This window comes from Streptomyces sp. SAS_281 (genome assembly GCF_052542855.1).
In genome coordinates this window covers 26,898-48,079 of the sequence record NZ_JBMNDO010000058.1, presented here as the reverse complement: position 1 = coordinate 48,079, position 21,182 = coordinate 26,898, and the positions used below count along the sequence as shown (strand labels likewise).

17 protein-coding genes are annotated in these 21,182 nt (G+C 73.2%); 7 read left to right on the top strand and 10 right to left on the bottom strand.

Features of this window, described 5'->3' with window-relative positions; genetic code table 11:
- Window positions 1-62 precede the first annotated feature (62 nt).
- The 3 genes from ACN6LM_RS22025 to ACN6LM_RS22015 form a co-directional block, all read right to left on the bottom strand.
- A complete protein-coding gene (locus tag ACN6LM_RS22025) occupies window positions 63-854 on the bottom strand; it encodes a helix-turn-helix transcriptional regulator (RefSeq protein WP_445067093.1) in 792 nt (263 codons plus the stop codon).
- Between the two features lie 205 nt (window positions 855-1,059).
- Entirely contained in the window at window positions 1,060-4,353 is a 3,294-nt protein-coding gene (locus tag ACN6LM_RS22020; RefSeq protein WP_445067092.1) for a S8 family peptidase, read from the bottom strand.
- 119 nt (window positions 4,354-4,472) lie between these two features.
- Entirely contained in the window at window positions 4,473-5,072 is a 600-nt protein-coding gene (locus ACN6LM_RS22015) for an SUKH-4 family immunity protein (RefSeq protein WP_445067091.1), read from the bottom strand.
- Window positions 5,073-5,175: 103 nt separating this feature from the next.
- On the opposite strand from ACN6LM_RS22015, the gene ACN6LM_RS22010 reads away from it, so the two are divergent.
- The gene (locus ACN6LM_RS22010) at window positions 5,176-5,715 is read left to right on the top strand and encodes a GNAT family N-acetyltransferase (protein WP_445067090.1); all 540 of its coding nucleotides are present in this window, start codon (window positions 5,176-5,178) and stop codon (window positions 5,713-5,715) included.
- 18 nt (window positions 5,716-5,733) lie between these two features.
- Here the strand turns inward: ACN6LM_RS22010 and ACN6LM_RS22005 are convergent, their stop codons facing one another.
- Window positions 5,734-6,144 (bottom strand): RidA family protein, encoded by a 411-nt coding sequence (locus ACN6LM_RS22005; RefSeq protein ID WP_445067089.1) that lies wholly within the window; start codon window positions 6,142-6,144, stop codon window positions 5,734-5,736.
- A 104-nt stretch (window positions 6,145-6,248) separates the two neighbouring features.
- Window positions 6,249-6,932 (bottom strand): ThuA domain-containing protein, encoded by a 684-nt coding sequence (locus ACN6LM_RS22000; protein WP_445067088.1) that lies wholly within the window; start codon window positions 6,930-6,932, stop codon window positions 6,249-6,251.
- Between the two features lie 141 nt (window positions 6,933-7,073).
- Here ACN6LM_RS22000 and ACN6LM_RS21995 point away from each other — a divergent pair, with 141 nt between their 5' ends.
- The 4 genes from ACN6LM_RS21995 (at window position 7,074) to ACN6LM_RS21980 (ending at window position 9,903) form a co-directional block, all read left to right on the top strand.
- The gene (locus tag ACN6LM_RS21995; protein WP_164404171.1) at window positions 7,074-7,298 is read left to right on the top strand and encodes a hypothetical protein; all 225 of its coding nucleotides are present in this window, start codon (window positions 7,074-7,076) and stop codon (window positions 7,296-7,298) included.
- A 71-nt stretch (window positions 7,299-7,369) separates the two neighbouring features.
- Window positions 7,370-8,065, top strand: coding sequence for a response regulator transcription factor (locus ACN6LM_RS21990; RefSeq protein WP_445067087.1), 696 nt, complete (start codon window positions 7,370-7,372; stop codon window positions 8,063-8,065).
- Window positions 8,058-9,143, top strand: coding sequence for a sensor histidine kinase (locus tag ACN6LM_RS21985; protein ID WP_445067086.1), 1,086 nt, complete (start codon window positions 8,058-8,060; stop codon window positions 9,141-9,143). The genes ACN6LM_RS21990 and ACN6LM_RS21985 overlap by 8 nt, the downstream gene beginning before the upstream one ends.
- Window positions 9,144-9,213: 70 nt before the next feature.
- The gene (locus ACN6LM_RS21980; protein WP_445067085.1) at window positions 9,214-9,903 is read left to right on the top strand and encodes a VanZ family protein; all 690 of its coding nucleotides are present in this window, start codon (window positions 9,214-9,216) and stop codon (window positions 9,901-9,903) included.
- On the opposite strand, the gene ACN6LM_RS21975 is transcribed toward ACN6LM_RS21980, so the two are convergent.
- Window positions 9,894-10,502 (bottom strand): TetR/AcrR family transcriptional regulator, encoded by a 609-nt coding sequence (locus tag ACN6LM_RS21975; protein ID WP_445067084.1) that lies wholly within the window; start codon window positions 10,500-10,502, stop codon window positions 9,894-9,896. The two genes, ACN6LM_RS21980 and ACN6LM_RS21975, sit on opposite strands and share 10 nt — an antisense overlap.
- Before the next feature lie 154 nt (window positions 10,503-10,656).
- Between ACN6LM_RS21975 and ACN6LM_RS21970 the strand changes: the two genes are divergently transcribed.
- Window positions 10,657-11,487 (top strand): alpha/beta fold hydrolase, encoded by an 831-nt coding sequence (locus ACN6LM_RS21970; protein ID WP_445067083.1) that lies wholly within the window; start codon window positions 10,657-10,659, stop codon window positions 11,485-11,487.
- 45 nt (window positions 11,488-11,532) lie between these two features.
- Entirely contained in the window at window positions 11,533-11,742 is a 210-nt protein-coding gene (locus ACN6LM_RS21965) for a DUF4287 domain-containing protein (protein ID WP_445067082.1), read from the top strand.
- 54 nt (window positions 11,743-11,796) lie between these two features.
- On the opposite strand, the gene ACN6LM_RS21960 is transcribed toward ACN6LM_RS21965, so the two are convergent.
- The 4 genes from ACN6LM_RS21960 to ACN6LM_RS21945 form a co-directional block, all read right to left on the bottom strand.
- Window positions 11,797-13,068, bottom strand: a complete 1,272-nt coding sequence (locus ACN6LM_RS21960; RefSeq protein WP_445067081.1) for an MFS transporter — start codon at window positions 13,066-13,068, stop codon at window positions 11,797-11,799.
- Window positions 13,065-13,604, bottom strand: a complete 540-nt coding sequence (locus tag ACN6LM_RS21955; RefSeq protein WP_445067080.1) for an ArsR/SmtB family transcription factor — start codon at window positions 13,602-13,604, stop codon at window positions 13,065-13,067. Before ACN6LM_RS21955 ends, ACN6LM_RS21960 begins: the two co-directional genes overlap by 4 nt.
- A 98-nt stretch (window positions 13,605-13,702) precedes the next feature.
- Window positions 13,703-14,536, bottom strand: coding sequence for an NAD(P)H-binding protein (locus tag ACN6LM_RS21950; protein ID WP_445067079.1), 834 nt, complete (start codon window positions 14,534-14,536; stop codon window positions 13,703-13,705).
- 65 nt (window positions 14,537-14,601) lie between these two features.
- Window positions 14,602-21,153: a beta-ketoacyl synthase N-terminal-like domain-containing protein gene (locus tag ACN6LM_RS21945; protein WP_445067078.1), complete on the bottom strand. Its 6,552-nt coding sequence runs from the start codon at window positions 21,151-21,153 to the stop codon at window positions 14,602-14,604.
- Window positions 21,154-21,182: the final 29 nt, after the last annotated feature.

Below are 21,182 nucleotides of genomic sequence, written 5' to 3'. Positions count from 1 at the left end.
CCCCCCCCCCCCCCCCCCCCCCCCCCCCCCCCCCCCCCCCCGCCCCGGACACCGGAGAACGGTCAGATCCAGTTGTTGCGCATTGCGTACCAGCCGAGCTGGAGCCGGGATGTCACCGACGCCAGGTCCATCAGCGCCCGAAGCCTGCGCTGCACCGTACGGGGCGAGGTGCCCAACTGCTTCGCCGTCGCCGCGTCCGTCAGGCCTGAGAGCATCAGCTGCAAGATCTGACGGTCCACCGGCGAGAGTTCGGCGACCTCGCGGAGATACGGGCGCGAGTGCCGCCACGCGGTGGCGAACAGCTTCGTGACGAGCGTGGTGAGCGGCTGCCGCATCAGCACCGCCCGCTCCGGGCTGAACTGGACCATCGCGGTCTCGCCGTCCGCGACGGCCAGCTTCAGCAGCGGGCTGTCGACCACCCGGACCTGCTCGCCGCGCCGCACCCGCTCCTCCAGCGCCGCCACCGCCGCGGGCTCGGCGAGGAAATCGCGGTCGACCAGCAGCTGGTAGGTGACCTCGGGCGGAGCGCTGAGCCGTGCGCCACCCCTTTGGTCGTCGCGTGGTGCGGTCAGGGTCTCCGGGACCGGCGTGACCCTGTTGAAGCCCGTCAGGAACGCCTGGAAGGAGTGCCGCGCACCCGTCTCCAGCTCCAGGATCCGCCGCGCCTGGGCGGCCGCGCCGTCCACGGTCTCCACCCGCACCGGCGCCTCGTCCGGCGGCTGCGCGCGGACCAGGTCGGCCACGGCTGCCTCGGCGCGCCGCACGTCCTCCGCCAGCCGGCGGAAAGCGGCGCGTACCTGCTCCGGCGAGGCGTCGGACCCGTGGGTCCACTTCGGTCGTCCAAGATCGGGCATGGCCCTCAGTGTTGTCGACGGCTTTCATCCTGTCGCGAGCCCGGAAACCCCGCCGCGAGGCCCGTTCGCCGCGCCATTACTGGCCTGAAGGGGCCTCTCGCGGCCGCCCGGCCGGCGGTGGCGAAAGTGCGTCATGACGTGACCTCGCCACCTCCGGAACGGTCGGCCTCCGAGTGGGGACCGGCCCGTCATCCCTTCGGTTCGACTACCTCCACGGCTTGTTGACGCCGAACGCGCGCGTCACCGTCTGCCTGACCGTGCTGCCGTCGCTCGCCGTGACGGTGGCGCGCAGCGTGGCGTACGAGGCACGCGGCGGTGCGGTCAGGAGGGCGTGCGAGGGCTTCCCCTTCCGGCCTTCGGTGACCTTCGCCGTGCGCCAGGTCCCACCGTCGTCCCAGCTGACCTCCAGCTTGACGGGGCCGACCGTGGCCTCGGCGGCCCCCGGAGCCCGCTGCACCCTCATGTCCACCAGCGTGGGGACGAGGCTCAGAGCCCTCCCCGAGTCGTCCAGGCCGTACGGGGTGAAGCGGACACCCATCAGGGGCAGGATCGTCCCGGCGCTGTCGGCGGTGTCCGAGTCGAACGCCCACTCCGACTGGACCCGGGTGGACAGCGCGGCGTACGCCCGGTCACGGGTGACGTCCGCCTTCAGGGTGTACCGGCCGGGCCCGGACGGGACGGTGACCGTCTTCGCCCTGCCCATCGCGTTCCAGGTACTCACCTGCTGCCCGTCCCTGGCCAGGGTGAGGGTGCCGGTCGCGCTCCAGTCGGAGCCGCCGCGCGTGCCGTCGCCGTCGGCGAACCACGGTGTACCGGCCCAGACCACGGAGTCGTTCACCCGGTAAGCGGGCGCGGCCGGAAGCCCGGGCCCCACCACAGCGGCCGCGAAGTCCAGACGCCGCACGGAGTGCCCGTCGAACGTCTCCGTCGAGGTCGTGAGCGAGTGACTGCCGGCGATCGTGGCCCGGTCGAGCCACTCACCGGGCGTCCGGAAGTCACGCACCACCGACGGGAAGCGCACCGACTGGTCGATGAAGAGCGGCAGCAGCACGTCGTGGTCCGGAGCCGCCGCCGACGTGCCCGCCGCCGGAGCGCCCTGTGCGTCGAAGTGCTCGCGCACCTCGGTCAGGTCGCCGCGCCTGACCGAGAACGAGGGCTTGGCCGGCACACCCGCCCCCCAGGTCCGCGCCACGTGGTAGAAGAACGGGCTGGGCGCCTGCGAGGACGCGCCCTCGGACGCGAACACCGCGAATGTACGGTACGTGGCGTCCTCGTCCGCGAACGGCGTCGCGAACAGCGACTCCCCGGCGCGCTCACCGGTGGTGACCACACTCAGCGTGTACGACCCCGTGCCGGCTGGCACGGCCAGCGCCGCCTGCACGGCCGTCGCCCGCGCCGCGTCGTCGTGCACATCGGCCCCGACCGGTACGGCGGTGCGCGCGTCCAGGTCGACGTCGCTGTTCGCGAGCGGGGTGACCGAGGTGACGGCCATGGTGGTCGAGCGCTCCGCACCGGCACCGCTCGTGATCGTCATGCCGACCCAGTACTGGGCCTCGGGCACCGTCACCGTACCGGTGCCGGAGGTGATGCGGACCGGGTAGCGGTCACCGGTCCAGCGGTTCACCATCAGCGCCGAACCGGTCGCCGGGGTACCGTCCCGCTGCTCCGCGTGCAGCGTCACCTCGTGGCTGGGCAGGACGCTGTCGACCGCGAGGATCGTACGGGTGACGGGCTGTCCGCCCTTCGAAGCAGTGAGCACCGCGGACCACGGGCCGTGCGGGAGCACGGCGGCACGCGTGGTCACCGTGGCCATGGCGCTGCCGTGCGCCGGGACGGTCACCTTGTCGCGGTCCACCGAGAACTGCTCCGCGTTGCCCGGCTGGGCGGTCGGCGACAGCGGCTTCTCGACGGCCAGGTCGAGCGAGGTGTCGCTGTCACCGGAGTTGGTGAAGGTGACCGTGTGCTCGGTGTCCCTGCCCGCCCCGTCCGACCAGCCCGCGGTGGTCGTCAGGTTCGCCGGGGAGGCGAGGACCGTCTGCCGCTCGGCGCGGGCCACGTCCACCCGGCCGGTGCCCTGCTGGTACGCGGAACGCTTCGCGTTCGGCACCGCGCTGTTCATCAGCGCGGTCTTGATCTGCTCACCGCTCCAGTCCGGGTGCGCCTGGGCGACCAGCGCGGCGGAGCCCGCCACGTGCGGCGTCGCCATCGACGTACCGCTCTTGGCGGTGTGGCCGCCGCCCATCTTCGCCGCCACGATGGCGACCCCGGGCGCGGTGAGGTCGGGCTTCACCGCGTTGTCGCTCGGGCGCGGGCCCCGGCTGGAGAACGGGGCGAGCTCGTCCTCGGAGTCGACAGCCCCCACGGCCAGCGCGGCGTTCGCGATGGCGGGCGCGCCGACCGAGCCGGTCCCGAACTCGCCGTCGTTGCCCGCGGCGACGACGAAGAGCGTGCCGGTGCTCGCCGACAGGTCGTTGATGACCGCGATCGCCGGGTCCGTCTCGTCGGCGGGCCCGCCCAGGCTGAGGTTGACCACCTTGGCGTGCACGGTGTTGACCGCCCAGTCGATGCCGGCCAGCAGCGCGGACGTGGGGCACGTCCCGGTGTTGTCGCACACCTTGCCCACGGCGAGGGAGGCGTCCGGGGCGACACCCCGGTACGTGCCGTCCACCCCCGCGATCGTGGAAGCCACATGCGTGCCGTGCCCGTTGTCGTCCTCCGCGCTGTCACCGCCGAGGAAGTTCGCCGAGACGGTCACCCGTCCCGCCAGATCCGGATGGCCGGAGTCGTAACCGCTGTCGAGGACGGCGACGGTGACACCCTTGCCGGTGTAGCCGTCGGCCCACGCCTGCGGGGCGTTGATCTGCGGCACGCTCTTGTCGAGCGCGACGCGCATCCGGCCGTCGAGCCAGAGCTTGGTCGCGCCGCCCGCCAGCGAGTGCCCGGCGTCCTTGGTCAGGCGCTTCCACGTGGTGGCCGCGTCCGCGCCGTCGTCCGGGTCGAGCGCGGTCAGGCCGAGCCGGTCGATGGCCCGCCCCGGGCGCGCCGCACCGCCGACGGCGTCCCGCGCCCTGTTCGCGGCGCCCTTGCCCTTGCCGTGCTGGACGATCACGCCGAGGGCGCCCCGGGCGGTGGTCCCCTTCACGCCGTAGCCCGCGTCCAGCAGGGCGCCGACGTCGAAGAGGCGGGGATCGACGCGTCCGGCGGCGAGGAGCGGCTCGGCGTCCTCGGGTACGACGCTGAGGTCGCCGTCGCCCACCGAACTGGTGGTGAACGAGACTCCCTCACGGCCGGCGGCCGGAGTGACCGTCGCCGAACGGAGGCCGTCGCCGGCACGCTCGACGGTCACCGAGTCACCGGTGGGCAACGGCACGCTGAGCGTGGTGATGTGGGCGGGCGCACGTGGGGCGGCGGCCGGGGCGGGCGGTGCCGCCTGTGCGGCACCGACGGGTATGAGCGCCGCCAGCAGACCGGCGGCAGCCACGATGGATCTGACCTGCACGGAGAGAACCCCCAAGGATCACGGAAGCGGGAACGTCCTGATCCTGGCAGCGTCGCCCGGTCCAACGACCGGACGGCAATGGCGACTTGACGACGCGTCGCAGACCCGCCACGGCCCCGTCAGCCGTAGAGGGCGACGGCCCCCGGGCTGCCGGCCGCGAAGCGCCGGCCCGCGGCGATCTCGTCGGCGACCACCGACCACACGGACTCCTCGTCACCGAAGGGCAGCGGGTCCACCTCGCTGGTCGTCCGCCGGATGTGCTCCACCTCGCGGTCCAGGCGCTCGAAACCGGCCTCCTCGTCGGCGTCCTCACCGCTGAAGGCGAACTCCTCCAGCAGCAGCTGAAGCCGCAGGGCGACGTGGACGAGGGAGGAGACATCCGTGTGCAGTGCCTGCACGGTCTCCTCGTCCGGGTCGACGGCGTACACCGTCCCGGAGACCGGATCGAGCGCGAGGTACGCGTTCAGCAGCCAGCCGATCACCGGCCACTCGCCCGCACGCTCGTCGGCGTCCGCCACCTCCCCTACGAGGGGGAGGAGGCCCGAATCCGGATCGGGGCCCCGGAGGGAGAGCGTCCCTGTGGGCACGCCCACGGTCTGCAGGAGGCGGGCTCCCGCGGTGCGGGCCGCAGGGGCCGGGAAACCGGCGGCGGGCAGGGTGGCGATCCGGTCCTCGCCGAAGAGGGCGACGAGTTCGGTTCGGGTGACGGCGAACAGCACGGGTGAGGCTCCGGAATCGGCGGCGGGCAGGGGAACAGCATCGCCCATGCCGGGTGACGGCGGAGCCCCGGCCTCACGACGGCCGTCGGGTAGGTTCCCGACCATGGCTGAACCGAGCTTCCTGCCCTGGCCGCCCGCGCCGATACACACCGCACGGCTCGTGCTGCGGGAATCGGAGAGCCGGGACCGCCCGGCGTTCATCGAGCTGTTCGCCTCACCGGAGGTGCACACCTATCTGGGCGGCCCCCGCCCGCGCGACGATTGCGAGCGCGCCCTGCCCGCGACACCGGGAAGGCGCCCCGGGCACTTCGTGATCGAGCTCGACGGGGCGATGGTCGGCACCGTCGAGCTCAGACGCCGCGACGTGGAACGTCCGGACGCGGTCCGCCCGGAGGCCGGGAAGGCCGAACTGGGCTACCTGCTGCTGCCCGAGGCATGGGGCCGGGGGTATGCCGCCGAGGCGTGCGCCGCGGTCCTCGACCGGTTCGCCGCGACCTGCCCCGGCGAACCCGTGGTCGTCTTCACCCAGACGGCCAACACCCCCTCCATGCGCCTCGCGGAGAAGCTCGGCTTCACCGGGATCCACCGCTTCGAGGCGTGGGGCGCCGAACAGTGGATGGGCGTACGGCCCCCGGCCGCGTAAGCCCTCACACCACCGGTGTCAGGCGTCGAGCACGGCCGCGACCGCCTCGATCTCGACCAGCTGGTCCTTGTACCCCAGCACGGTGACGCCCATCAGCGTGCTGGGCACGTCGTGCTCGCCGAAGGCGTCGCGGACCACCTGCCAGGCCGTCACCAGGTCCTCCTGGCGGCTCGACGCCACGAGCACCCGGGTACTGATGACGTCCTGGAGCGACGCGCCGGCGGCACGCAGGGCGACCTCCATGTTCTCGACGGCCTTGAGAGCCTGGCCCGCGTGGTCCCCGACCGCCGCCGTCGAACCGTCGTCGTTCAACGGGCACGCCCCGGCGAGGAAGACCAGCCGCGACTCGGCGGGTGCCGTGGCCGCGTACGCGTACTCGGCGACATCGGAGAGGGCGGCGGAGCGGATCAGGGTGACGGCGCGGGGCATGGTGCGGGGTCCAATCGCGTAGGGGGCCGAGCCAGGACATCCTGCCAACGAAGCCCGGCCCCGTCTCCTGCATTTCCGCCCGCACCGGACTGCCGGAGGCGGCCCTAGGGAATGTCCGCCGCCGCCCATCGCAGCCCGCCCAGCAGATGGGCGCGGAACGCCGGATCGGTGTAGGCGTCCTCCGCGTGTCCGAGGGACGTGTAGAACGCGCGGCCCGCGTCGGACTCGCGGCACCAGATCAAGGGGTGATCGGCCCCCATGCCACCGCCCTCGTAGCCCGTCTCGGCGATCGTCGCCAGGACCCGCACACCGGGCAGGTGGCGAGGGTTGCTCCGGAAGTCGTACCACTCGTCGTCCCGGTCCCAGCGCGGCGGCAGGTGGCGTGTCGCCGGGTGGTCCCGGTCCTCGATCAGCACGGTGCCCGGCTGGAAGGCGGGATGCCCCGCGAAGCGTGCGCCGATCAGCTCCCCGTAGTACGGCCAGTCGTACTCGGTGCACGCGGCGGAGTGGACGCCCATGAAACCGCAGCCGTCGGAGAGCCGGCGCCGGAGCGCGCCCCGCCCCTCCGGCGTGAGCACGTCCCCGCTGGTGGACAGGAAGACCACCGCGTCGCGCCCCGCCAGGGAGGTGTCCGTGAACACCGAGGGGTCCTCCGAGCACTCCACCCCGAATCCGTGCTCCTGGCCCAGCTCGCGCAGGGCCGCCCGCCCGGCGGGGATCGAGTCGTGGCGGTACTCCGCGGTGCGGGTGAAGACGAGAACGTCCGACAGGCGGCCGGCAGGGGGCATGCTGCGACTCCGGGTGTGCGCGGTGGTGGCGGTCAACGGCAGTGTGCCCCGGCGGCGGGGCATCCCATGCGTAGGTACCGGTTGGGCAACCGTTCGACGCCGCAGGGCCCTCCGTCCCGGGCGCGTCCCTAGACTCGCGGCATGAACAACCTCACGTGCACCCACTGCGGAACCGTCGGCCTGGAGGACGGCTTCATCGAGGACGCCGGCGAACACTCGCGCGGATACGCCCGCTGGATCGAGGGCGCGCTGGAGCGCGGTGTGTTCGGCGGCGCCAAGCGCATGGGCCGGCCGCGCCGGCAGATCGAGGCGTTCCGCTGTCCGAAGTGCGGACACCTCGACCTGTTCGCCACCGGCCAGGTGTAGGGAGAGTCCGGCGGGGGACGCCCGCCGTTTCGGATACGCCGACGATATGCGGCGGCTCGTAGCATGGCCGCATGCGTGTGCTGATCGTCGAGGACGAACCGTATATGGCGGAAGCCATCCGCGATGGCCTCCGCCTGGAGGCGATCGCGGCCGACATCGCGGGCGACGGCGACACCGCGCTCGGACTGCTGAGCGTCAACACCTACGACATCGCCGTCCTCGACCGGGACATCCCCGGGCCCTCCGGCGACGAGATCGCCACGCGCATCGTCGCCTCCGGGGGCGGCACGCCGATCCTGATGCTCACCGCCGCCGACCGTCTGGACGACAAGGCGTCCGGCTTCGGACTCGGTGCCGACGACTACCTCACCAAGCCCTTCGCCATGCGGGAGCTGGTGCTCAGACTCCGGGCGCTCGACCGCAGACGCGCACACAGCCGGCCACCCGTGCAGGAGGTCGCGGGCCTGCGCCTGGACCCCTTCCGCCGTGAGACCTACCGCGACGGCCGCCACATCGCGCTGACCCGCAAACAGTTCGCGGTGCTCGAAGTCCTCGTCGCGGCGGAAGGCGGCGTCATCAGTGCCGAGGAACTCCTGCGACGGGCGTGGGACGAGAACGCCGACCCGTTCACCAACGCCGTACGCATCACCGTCTCGGCCCTGCGCAAGCGGCTCGGCGAACCCTGGATCATCGCCACCGTGCCGGGCGTCGGCTACCGCATCGACACCGCGCCGGCACCCGGCGGCCGGGCGACGGACCGTGGCTAGACGGCCCGGCCCGAGCATCCGCCTCAAGCTCACCCTCAGCTACACCGGGTTCGTCCTGCTGGCCGGGATCCTGATGCTCGTCACCGGATGGCTGTTCCTGACCCGCGTTCCGCACATCGGGCTGGTCTTCGTGCCCGACTACCAACTCGCCGTCGCACGCGATTTCGCCCCGCTCGCGGCCATGACGCTGGCGTTCCTGCTGGTGTTCGGGCTCTGCGGCGGATGGTTCCTCGCCGGCCGCATGCTCGCTCCGCTGAACAGCATCACGCGGGCCACCCGTACAGCCGCCGCAGGCTCGCTGTCCCACCGCATCCGGCTCCCCGGACGGCAGGACGAGTTCCGCGAACTCGCCGACGCCTTCGACGCGATGCTCGCCCAGCTCGAAGCGCACGTCGGTGAACAGCGGAGATTCGCCGCCAACGCCTCCCACGAACTGCGCACCCCGCTCGCCGTGACGAAGGCACTGCTCGACGTGGCCCGCGCCGACCCGGACCGCGGCACCGATCCTCTCGTCGACCGCCTCCACACCGTCAACACCCGGGCCATCGACCTCACGGAGGCGCTGCTCCTGCTGAGCCGGGCCGACCGGCAGACCTTCACACGCGAGGACGTCGACCTCTCCCTCGTGGCGGAGGAAGCGACCGAGACGCTCCTGCCGCTCGCCGAGAAACACGGTGTCACCCTGGAGACCGACGGCGACATCGCGCCGACCACCGGCTCACCGGCCCTCCTGCTCCAGCTCACCACCAACCTCGTGCACAACGCGATCGTCCACAACCGGCCCGAGCACGGCAGCGTACGGGTCACCACCGAGGTCAGCCCGTACACCGTGGCGCTCACCGTCGAGAACACCGGTGACCCGGTCCCACCGGAGCTCGTCCCGCGCCTCACCGAACCGTTCCAGCGCGGCACCGAACGCGTGCACACCGACCACCCCGGCGCGGGGCTCGGCCTGGCCATCGTCAGATCCATCACCCACGCCCACCACGGCACGCTCACCCTCGCCCCGCGCCCTGCCGGCGGACTCCGCGTCACGGTCGAACTGCCCGCCGCCCCCGCACCTCCGCCGCGACCCTGACCGCGCATATCGCCCGCGTATGGAAATGCGCATACGTCCCCGCAACAGCCCCGCGTGTTGAGTAGGGGTCATGGATCAGAACAGCGCACTGCCCACCTCAGCCGGTCGTGTCCGCAGAGGCGTCCGCCTGGTCGTGCTCACCGCCGTCGGCGTCGTCGCGGCGGCCGTCGCCCCGTTCGTGCTGCGCATGTTCGTGGTGTCCGTGCCCATGGTCGTGCACGGCGGCTGGTACGCCTGGTTCTGGACGTTCAACGGCGTGATGCTGACCATGGTGGCCGCGCTGCCGCTCTCGGCGCTGATCTGCTGGTTCCTGACGCGCAGGCGCAGGGCGGCGGGCGTCGAGCCGGCCCGGGCTCGGCGGGCGTCGCTGGCCGACGTGGGCATGGTGCACGGGACGGTGCCGTGGGTGTGGCTCATCCTGATGCCCGGCGCGCACGCCGGTGAGGTCCCCGGCCGCGTCAGCCTGGTCCCGCTGGTGGACCTGGTCACGATGGGGCCGCTCGGGCTGCTCGGCAATCTGCTGGTGTTCGCCGCGCTCGGATTCTTCGCCCCGATGCGGTACGCCGCGCTGGCGTCGCTGCCGCGCGTCCTGGCGCTCGGGGCGGGCCTGTCGGTCCTGCTGGAGACCCTGCAGTACGTGCTCCGGCTCGACAGGGTCTCCTCGGTGGACGACGTCCTGGTCAACGCGGCCGGCGCCGCGCTGGGCGCCCTCGCGTCCACCCGGTGGTGGATGCCGCGCGAGGCGGGCGTTCAGGCATAGGCGGCCAGGAAGGCGCGGATGCCGCCGTCCGCGCAGCGGTCCAGGTCGGCGGCGGTGTGCTGGGCACTGCCGTGGAACATGGCCTGGTTCACCGGGATCCACAGCAGCAGCCCGGAGAAGTGGTGGGCGGCCAGCAACGGGTCGGGGGTCTTGAGGAGCCCTTCGTCGGTGAGGCGGCGGAACGTGTCCGCCAGCGTGGCGAGGACCCGCTCGAACCCCTGCTCGTACCAGGCGGCGCCGAGCTCGGGAAAGGCGTCGGCGTTGGCGATGATCAGGCGCCGCAGCTGGAGCACCCGGGGCTGGGTGAGGGCCGTGAGGAACTGCCGGGCGAGCCGGTTCAGGTTCTCGCCGAGGGTCTCCGCGTCGGCCGGGATGTCGGCCACCAGATTGACCAGGGCGTCGATGCGGTCCGTGGTGGCCAGCACAATGTCGGCGAACAGCTTCTCCTTGTCCGCGAAGTGCTTGTAGACGGTCTGTTTGGAGACCGCGGCCAGCTTCGCGATGTCGTCCATGCTCGTGCCCGCGTATCCCTTGTTCAGGAACACATCGGTCGCGGCCTCCAGGATCGCCTGGTGCTTGCGCGCTGACCGGCTGTCCATCGTCGGCTCCCTCTCCACGTCTGCGTCCGCCTGCCCCCGAAGAGTACTGGACTGATCAGTACTGTCGTGAGTACTGTACCGTCCAGTTCCACGCCGCAGCCGCCCGCTGCGGCCAGGAAGCCATGTCAGAAGTGCATTGATGGGGGTATGTCGCATGAGCAGGACCGTGGACAACACCGTGGACAAGGTCGTCTCCGCCGACGGGACGGCCATCGCGTACGAGAAGCAGGGCACGGGCCCGTCCGTGGTGCTCGTCGGCGGTGCCCTCATGACCCGGGGCGCCTCCGCCGAGCTCGCCGCACTGCTGGCCGGGCACTTCACGGTGATCACGTACGACCGCCGTGGCCGGGGTGACAGCGGGGACGGCCCCGCGTACGAGGTGCGGCGCGAGACCGAGGACATCGACGCGCTCATCGAGGGCCCCGGCGGTGGCTCCGCGATGCTCTTCGGCATGTCCTCGGGCGCCGTTCTCGCCCTGGAGGCCACGGCCCGGGGAAGCGCCGTCCCGCGTCTCGCTCTGTACGAGCCGCCGTTCGTCACGGACGACAGCCGGCCGCCGCTGCCCGCCGATTACGTGGCGCACCTGACGGAGCTGACCGGCCGCGGGGCGTCCGGGGACGCCGTCGAGTACTTCATGTCGGTGGCGGTCGGAGTGCCCGGCGAGGTGGTAGCGGGCATGCGGCAGGCCCCGTTCTGGACGGACCTGGAAGCCGTCGCCCACACCCTTTCCTACGACGGCCGGGTCATGGGCGACACCATGTCAGGCCGCCCGCTGCCGGTCGAACGCTGGGCGTCCGTGACCGTGCCCGTCCTCGTCGGCAGCGGAGACATGGGGGCGCCGCACATGCTCACCGGGGCCCGTGAACTCGCGGCGGCAGGCGACAACTTCACCCTCCAGGTCTTCCCGGGGGCGGAGCACGACATCTCGCCGCAGGCCATGGCACCGGCCCTCGCCGCCTTCTTCGGCGGCGCGCAGGCGCGGTAGGCGGCACGACCGACGTTCACCCATCCCCATCAAAGGAGGCACCGCATGACCGCACAGGTCAAGGGACCCGCCGGCTACTTCCCCTCCATCGAGAAGAAGTACGGCCGCCCCGTCGACGAGTGGAAGGACATGATCCGCGCGTCCGACCTGACCAGGCACATGGAGCTCGTCGCCTGGCTCAAGGCCGAACACGGCCTCGGCCACGGCCACGCCAACGCCCTGGTCGCGCACACGCTGGCGGAACAGGGCAAGTGAGCGCGGCCCGCCCGCTCCGTGGGGCACGGAGCGGGCGGGCCGCGGGGTGCGGGTTCACGCCGGGTCGGGCGCACGGTCCCGGGTGGCCCTCTCGGCCGGGGCGGCCGCACGCAGCGCCGCTTCGACGCGGCGGTTGTTCGTCATGGACGCGGTGACGGCCGTCATCGTCAGGAGCAGCGCCGCGGCGGTATAGAGCGGGGTACGGATGTCGTACGCGGTCGCCAGCCAGCCGCCGGCGAAGGCCCCGACGGGCGCGGCGCACATCGCGAGCATCCGGGAGGTGGAGGCGACCCGCCCCATGAGGTGGCCCGGAACGATCGCCTGCCGCAGGGAGGGCCCGAGCACCATCGTGGCGCCCATGGCCGCCCCGCAGACGGCGAGCGCCGACCCGGCCACGTACGGGTTCGAGGCGGACGCCAGGCCCAGGATCGCCAGCCCCTCGATGGCGGCCGTGCAGGTCAGCGCGGTTCCGATGCCGAGGCGCCGCCCCAGCTGGGAGGCGATGGCCGCGCCGAACAGGCCGCCCGTGGCCTCGGCGGTCAGCAGCAGACCGAAGCCGTACGTGCCGATGCCGAGGCGCTCGTGGGTGAAGAGGACGAGGACCGTCTCCACGGCGAGGAAGGCGATGTTCCCGACCGCCGGGCGCAGCGCCAGCCCGAGCAGCAACTGGTCCCGGAAGACGTAGGACGCTCCGGCCCGGGCCTGCCTGAGCAGCGGCTCACGGGCCTCCGGTACGGGCCGGGGCATGGCGGGCAGCGTGCGCACGAGGAGCGCGGAGAGCGCGAAGGACACAGCGTCGGCGACCAGCGGTACGGCCCGGCCCAGGGCGAGCAGCGCGCTGCCCGCGGGCGGTCCCGCGAAGCCGGACATCGCGGTCTGGGCACCGCGCAGGCGGGAGTTGGCACGCTCCAGCCGCGCCGGGTCGCGGCTGAGCAGGTCCGGCAGATAGGCCGTGGCGGCGGTGTCGAAGAAGAGCCCGCCGAGGCCGAGCAGGAACGCGACTGCCGCCAGCAGTGGAATGCTCAGCATGTCCAGCCCGGCCGCCACCGCGGGTATCGCGAGCAGCACCGCACGAGCGGTGTCGGCCACCCACATGGTGCTCCGGCGGTCCCAGCGGTCCACGAGCGCACCGCCGAGGACCCCGAAGAGGAGCCACGGCAGCGTGCTCGCGGCCGTGACGACGGCGAGTGCCAGCGGGTCACGCGTCAGCGTGAACGCGATCAGCGGCAGTGCGGCGTGCGTGACCCCGTCACCGAGCGAGGAGACCGTCTGTGCGGTCCAGAGCCGACCGAATCCGGCCGGCAGCTCTGCTGTTCCGGTCTTCATCCGGCGTCCCCCTCGCTCCGCTGGACCGGTGCGGGATGAAAGAGTGCGAACACGAGCGAGGTGTCCGGCAGTGAGGGATCGGAAAGCTCCCGGTACTCGTCCGCCAGGGCCTGCAGCCGCGCCCCCAGCTCCTCGAACTGCTCGTCCGTGAGCCGCAGATGCGCCATCCGCACCTGCCGTTCGCCGTCCGCCGGGGACGCCTCCAGATCCGCCACCGCGTGCCGCATCAGCACATCGGGCCCTCCCTCGCCCGGATCCGGCAGCTCGATCGACCGCGCGGCCATCGCGTAATACCGCTCCATGACGCCCCGCACCTTGCGTGTCCGCACCACCTTCACCAGGCCGGCCCGCTCCAGGAGTCGCACGTGATAGCTGGAACTCCCCTTCGCGAGGCCGACCCGCTCGGCGATCTGGGTGATCGTCGCCGGCTCGAAGCGGAGCACGGCCATGATCCGGTGGCGCGTCAGATTGGAGACCGCGCGCAGCTGCTCGTCGGTGGTGACGTGAAACGTCTCGGGGACGTCGTCGGTTGGCATGCCCACAATGGTCAACGTTTCTTGACCATTGTGCAAGGGATTTGCGCGACGAGGCGTCAGAAGACTTCCGGAAGGCGGGAATCCGCACGTCCCGTGCCTCAGCGGAAGGCGTCGGCATGCTCCGTGGCCCACTGCCGGAACGGCCTGGCGGGTGCGCCGGTGACCTGGCGGACGGTGTCGCGCACGGCGAGCAGTTCCTCATTGGCGTCTCCGCCCATGACATCGAGCACCGCGTCCGCGTCCTCCTCCCCGACGACGCCGGCCATCCACCGGCGGGCCTCCGGCCTGCCGATCTCCGTGAACGGCACGGGGCGCCCGATCGCCGCCGCGACGGCCTCCACCTGCTGCCGGGCCGGCATCGGCTCCGGACCGGTCAAGGCGTACGTCCGCCCGCGGTGGCCGGGCTCGGCCAGTGCGACCCGGGCCACCGACGCGATGTCCGAGGGATGGACCGTGGGCAGGCCCGTGTCCGCGAACGGTGCGCGGACCGCTTCCCCCGCGCGGATCGATGGGGCCCACAGCAGTGCGTTCGAGGCGAACTGGGTCGGCCGCAGGACGGTCCACGCCATGCCGCTGTCCTGCAGCAACCGCTCGACCGCCAGATTCTCGGCTGCGGGGCCGAGGTGCGGATGTGTCAGGGCGGTGATGGACGACACCAGCACCACGTGCTCCACGCCTGCCCGCCGCGCCGCCGCGATGATGTCCGCGTCCGGCCCCACACGCGAGGGAAGGAACAGGGAGCGCGCCCCGGTCAGTGCGGGCTCCAGGGATTCCGGCACCGCGAGGTCGCCCTCCACGGCCTCGACCCCGGCGGGGAACGCCGCCCGTGAGACGTCGCGGGTCAACGCCCTCAGAGGACCCACCCCATGGGCGTGCAGCTCCCTCAGCAGGGCGCTTCCTATGTTTCCGGTGGCTCCGGTCACCAGGATCATGCCGTGTTCTCCCGTCGTCAGGTGCTGGACTCGGGAGCACGCTAGAGACTCAAGCGCACTTCAGGTCAACACGGTGCCGGCCCGCCCGTGGGGATCGCGGCGGAGCCGGTGTCACCCGGCACCACGCGCATCCCCAGACCCCGTACGCGGTAGATGCAGACGTCGTCGCCCCACAGCGTCGCGTCCGCCACCGCGTAGGGGCCCCGCTCGTCCCGGCCCGCCTCCACGATGTCCATGTCCACCCGGATCAGCCGGTGGGCCGGGGTGATCTGGCCGCGATACGTCCACGCGGTCTCCCGGCCGGGCAGCACCGGCTCGAACCTGGGGCCGGGGATGCCCTCGGCCGCGTCGCGCTCCAGCAGGTAGTACTGGAGGAGTTGGCACATCGCCTCGACGCCGAGGGAGCCGGGCTGCACCGGGTCCTGGAAGAAATGGGCCCGGAAGAACCAGGCGTCCGGGCGGACGTCCTTCTCCGAACGCAGCCTGCCCAGCCCCGCGGAGCCTCCCTGAGGCCAGTAACCGGTGACGCGGTCCAGCATCAGCAGCATGGGCCCCGGCAGCCGGAGCCGCCCGCCGCAGAAGCGGCCGGGCCGGGTGGCCAGGTCGACGGTGCGGGCGCAGGGCTCGGAGAGACGGGCGCGCTCGTCGGCCGACACCGGGACGCCCTGCTGGTCGGCGAAGGCGGACCGGGGGAAGAAGCCGAAGACCGTGTCGAGCGCGAACACCGGCACACCGTCCGCCGTGCACGACACCCGGAACGATTCGATGACCAGGTCCCCGCTGCGGGAGAGCCGCGTCAGTTCGGCCCGGGTCCGGACGGTGCGCGTCGCCGGAGTCACCTCGCCGGTGACCGTCCCCGTTCCGTCGAGGTTGCGGAACAGCAGGTCCACGTCCGAGGCCAGTGCGCTGCCCACGTACGAGGCGAGCCAGCCGCACGGTTGCAGCACCGCCTCCATCAGCACCGCGAACGGCATGGTGCGGCCACCGCTCTGCTCGAAGAACCAGGCCCGGTCCGGAACGTCGTACTCCGCGACGACCGCACTCCCCTCCCGCATCCCGCCCTGCGGCCCGTCCACCGACACGATCCGGCTCATGAAGTGGTAGGGGGGACCGGGCAGCCGTGCCACGCCCCGGGTGCCGTCGAAACGCTCGTACATCGGGCCGAACGCCTCGCTCGGCCGGCCCCAGGCGCAGGCGAGCAGCGAGGGGTAGCCGAACCGGAAGCCGTCGGCCGCGGTCGCCACGGGCCGCTCCTCGCGATGGCCGGCCAGCCCGCCCAGCCGCTGCGGCGGCAACGCGACCGCGTCCGTCTGCACGGCGGGCGGCCCCGTGTGCCGCCACTGCGTCAGCGGCCAGTCGGGCACCAGCCGCAGCGCCATCCCGCGCCCCAGGAACGCCTTCATCCCGTCCACGGAGCCCAGCACATCGGCGTGGAGCGTCGGCACGGGGCCGGTCGACACGCCCCGTACGAACACCTCGTAGACGACCCGCCGGTCCGCCGGGGTCGCCTGGCCCCGGCACATGGCCGTGTAGGGCCGCCCGGTCACGGGTTCGAAGCGCCAGCCGTCCCGTGCGACGGTGCAGCCCATGGCCGTCAGATAGAAGGCCATGGCCTGGAGTCCGCCCTGGAGCATCAGCGTTCCCGGCATGCACGGATCGTTGTGGAAGTGCCCGGAGAAGAACCAGTCGTCCGGCGACAACGGGGTTTCGGCGCGCAGATACCCGCGACCCCACGGCCCGCCCGCCGGGTCGAACTCGCTCACCTCGTCCAGCAGCCGCAGCCTCTCCCCGTCGAGCCTCGGCGTGCGGACATGGGCCGCCGTCGCCTCCCAGCCGGGGCCGAAACAGTCCACCGGCCGCCCTTCCGCCAGCGCCCGCAGCTCGTCCGTGCCGAACCGGTGCCGGGTGCAGGGGACGGCCGGCGGGTCGAGCGGCAGACCTTCGCCGTCATCGGGCGGATATCCGGCCGGGTCCCACCGGACACCGCCGCCACCGGCGAGCTCCGCGGGGGTGAAGAAGCCGGCCCGGCCCTCGCGGACACTGAGCCGGAGTTCGCCGTCGACATGGCAGTCGTAGTGGAAGAAGGCCAGGCGCACACCGTCGGCCTCCGCGTGGCCGTCGATGTGGATCTCGAAACGCAGCGTGTCCCCGGCTCGCGGCGGCGCCCCGTGGAAGGTGACCTCGCAGCCGAGCAGCCGGTAGGCGCGTTCACCCCGGTTGAGGAGGTCCGCGCCCAGCCAGCTGAGCAGGAGCAGGTCCGCCTGACCCGCCTCGATCAGGACACCGGACGGCATGTGGCCGGTGGAGTCCAGGTACCAGCTGTCCGGCCGGATGTCGGTCTCCGTCCAGATCCTGCCGTCGGTGCGCACCGGCCCCGGCATGGCGAGCGCCGCGGGCACCGCGTCGATGCCGGTGACCCGGTCGGCGAACAGCATCGGCGGTGCGGGCATGCGGGTCTGCACCGCGTATCCGTCCTGCTCGGCGAACCGGGCCCCGAACAGGGCGGAGATCTTCTGCGTCGCGAGGTACTCCAGCTGGGCGCGGTCGAACTTCGGCCCCGGTTTCGGTTCGGACGGCTCCGGCGCACCCGCCGGAGGCGCGAGCGCCACGGCCGGGCGGTGCGCAGTGAGTCCCGGCGGCGGTACGGGCCCCACGGGACGTGCCGGTGTGCCGGTGCGCGCCAGCGCCGCGACGGCCAGCCCCGACATGCGAAGAAAGCGCTGATGGCCCTCGGCGAGGCGGGCCATCACCTCCTGGTGCGTCTCGGCGGCCCGCAGCCCCAGCCGGGCGACGGCGGCCCGGGGGCCCTCGGCCACCGGGGCCCCGACGGCCCCGGGCCCGGTCCCGCCCGGCTCCCGCGCCGACGGTACGAGGGCAGCCGCGGACCGCCCCGGAACGTGGCAGGGGACCGGTGCCAGGAGCGGGGCCCTGGGGAGGGCCGGCACGGAGGGCGCGGGATGGGGCAGACGCGGGGACGGGACCGGCGGCAGGGCCACCGAGGGCCCCGGTTCGGGGAGCTCCGTAGCGGCGTCCGCGAGCCGGCCGAGCAGTTCATCGGCGCGCACCGGCACCCCGGCGACGACGAGTTCGGCCACCGCGAGGCACAGCTGCCGCAGCCCGGTGTCCCGGGGGGCGTCCAGCGCCACGGCGACGTGCTCCCGGTCGCCCAGCACCCGCTTGATCCACCCGGTGCACAGCTTCTGCGGCCCGTGCTCGACGAAGACGCGGACGCCGTCCGCCCACGCCTGCTCCACCATCGCAGCGAAGTCGATCGTGCCCATGCCCTGGGCGGTGACCGCGTCTGCCGCCCCGTCGGCCGACAGCGGATATGCCTGCCCGGTGGCTCCGCTGTAGAACCGCACGCCCGGCACCTCCACGGTGGGCCGGTGGTGGGTCGCGCGCCACACCTCGCGGACCTCCGCCAGCTCCGGGGCGTGGGCCGCCAAGTCGTAGTCCAGCTCGACGGCGAACTCGGCACCCAGCCCGCCCACGACGGCCGCACACGCCTCGGACTCGCCGCCGACGACACACACGCCGGGCGCGTTCACCGCCATCAGATGGACGGCGGGCTCCCCGGCGAGCGCCGCACGGACGGCATCCGCGCCCGCACCGACCAGGTAGCTCGACCACCGGGAGCCCCTGATGCCGTGACGCCGCCAGTGGCGCCGCACCGCCCGCAGCTCGCCGGTGAGTTCGGTCGTGAACAGACCGCTGTCCCGGGTCGTCCCGTACAGGCCCGAGGCGTCGGGCCAGGCGCCCAGCGCGACCAGCGCGGTCGACTCGCCGGAGGAGTACCCGAGCGCGGCATCCGGTCGGAGCCCGAGCACGTCCCGGCTGAACACCGTGTGGCCGACCGCCAGTTCGGCCGCGCACCAGATCTGCCGGAGCACCCCGCCGGGCGGCCCGGACCGCAGCCGCGTACCGAGCGCGCGGTGGGCCTCCCGTACGGCCGCACCGAGCGAGGGCAGCGCGAGCATCAGCTCGTGGCCCATTCCCTCGTACGCGGCCGAGCCGTTGGTGTACACGAACGCGGTCTGCCCGCTCACCGGCCGGTCCCGGAACCGCACGCCCGCCGGCCGCGGCCCGCCCTCGGTCAGCCAGCGGCGGGCCGCCTCCGTGAGCTCCGAGGACACGCCGTCGCCGTCGGTCACGAATGCCAGCCGTGCCGGGCCGGCATCGGAGCGCACATCCGCGTCCATCGCGGCCAGTACCTCGTGGCGGTCCGCACCGGAGTACACACGCAGGCGCGGAGCCGGCCCGCGCAGCCACGGCCGCGCGTCCCCCGCGCGAAGGCGTACGTGCACGGCGGGCCCCTCCACCGGTCTCACCACGGCTCGCGCGCTGTGGGAGACCGCCCCGGCGTCGGCCGGGCCGTCCGGCCGGGGCACGGCACGGTGCTGGAGGGCGATCGCGGCGACGGCGACGGAGACCAGCCCGGACGCCGCATGCGCGCGTCCGAAGGCCGCCGAGGGATCGAACGCCGCGTCCGGACCGTCGCCGATCACCAGATCGGGTTCGTCGACGCACCCGTCGTCCAGCAGGGCGACGACCTCGTCGCCGTCCCTGCGCGCGGTATCCAGCAGCTTGAGCACGAGGACGACGGCCGCGTCCCCCGGCTCGCCCTCCTGCCCCAACTCCCGCAGGGCGGCCCGGTGCACCGCCTCGCAGGACACGTCGGCGGCGCCGACGAGCGCGGCGTCGGCTTCGCCCGCACGCAGCGCTCGCGCCGCGAGCTCCAGTCCGACCGGCCCGGACGCCTCCTCCGCCGAGACAGTGAACCCGGGTCCGCCCAGATCCAGTTGGGTGCTGATGCGATTGGCCGCGAGGTTCGGCATGCTCCCCACCACCCCCTCCGCCGTCATCGCCGGGGCGAACGCGTCCCGCGCCCGGTCCGCCGGCACGGCGCCTGCCTGCCCCGCCTCCTCCAGCCAGTGCGGCACCCGCCACCGGGCCCCCGCACGCGCCACCTCCGGATCCACCCCCATGCCGATGACCACCATGGTCCGTTCACGGGGAAGCGCCACCGCCCGCACCGCCTCCCGGGCGGCCTCCAGGACCAGAAGCTGATGGCGTACGGTCCGCTCCAGGGACACCGGCGGGAAGCACAGGTCCTTGAGTGCTACCGCGAACTCCTGCGCGGGGCCTCGCCGTTCGCCGCCCAGGACGGCCCGGCGCAGATCCTCCGCGGACGTCCCGTCACCCACCCGGGCGCCGACCGCGACGATGGCCACCGGTGCCCGACGCTCCGGAGCGTCCGGCGACTTCCGCGCCGGCCGCGGCACGGCGGCCCGGCGCACCTCGTCGGGATGGTCCACGACGACGTGGGCGTTGGTCCCGCCGAAGCCGAACGCACTCACCGCCGCCCGGCGAGGCCCCGTCCACTGCTCCGGCTCCGTCAGCACCCGCAACGGTGTGCCCGCCAGCGCGTCCAGCGGCCGTCGTACACCCGGTGTCGCCGGACGCACCCCCGCCTGCAGCGCGCCGAGCACCTTCAGCAGCCCGGACATGCCCGCCGAGGCCAGCAGATGCCCGATGTTCGACTTCACCGAGCCGATGGGCGTGTCCGCCGCGCCCGCGAAGACCCGGGCCATGGCCCGTGCCTCGACGGCGTCACCGACAGGTGTTCCCGTCGCATGGCACTCGACCAGCGCCACCGACTCGGGCGCGACGCCCGCCCTCGCGTACGCCAGACGCATGGCCCGTACCTGTCCCGCCTCCGACGGGCTGATCAGCCCGGCGCCGCGCCCGTCGTTGGAGAGCCCCGCGCCCCGGATCACGCCGAGCACCGGAAGCCCGGCCTCCACGGCGTCCGGCAGCCGCATGAGCGCGACGAACCCGGCACCCTCGCCGTGCACCAGCCCGTCCGCGTCCCGTTGGAACGGACGGCTTCGCCCCGTCCGGCTGGTCGCGGACAGGGCGCAGAACCCCACGTGGAGATAGAGCGGGTCGGGCCGGCTGACCGCACCGGCCACCATGAGGTCGGCGGTGCCGTCGTGCAGCCGGTCGCACGCCAGCTTCACCGCGTACAGGGAGGAGGCGCAGGCCGCGTCGAGGGACCACGCCCCGGCCCCGAGCCCGAGCGCCCGGGCCGCGAGCGCCGCCGGCAGTCCGGAGGAGAAGCGGTTGCGGGCATCGGGACGCGCACGGCGCCCGCCCCGGAGCATGGCGTCGCGGAGCGATGGGCGCTGTTCCGACAGCCATACGTGTTCGGCGAAGGCGGCCCCGGCCTGTGTCGGGTACGACAGATTGCCCAGCACCAGACCACCGCGCGGCAACGGCCCCGGCCGGCCCGCCTCGGCGAGGGCCTGCCGGGCGCCGTACAGGACCCAGTGGAACAGCGGGTCCAGCGCACCGATCCGCTCGGGTCCGATCGCGAAACCGCTGGGGTCGAAGACGGACTCGAACCCCTCGACGTAGCCGCCGGTCTCCGTCCAGGTGCGGTCGACATGGTCGTCCACCGAGCCCATGACCCGATGGCGCGGGACCCTCCAACGGCCGGCCGGAGCGGCCGACAGGCTGGTGCGGCCGGCGGCGATGTCCGCCCAGAACGCGTCGGGGTCCAGGGCACCGGGCAGCACACAGCCCCGGCCGACGACGGCGATCGGTTCGAAATCCATACGGATGCTCACTTCAGCGGCGGGGAGGC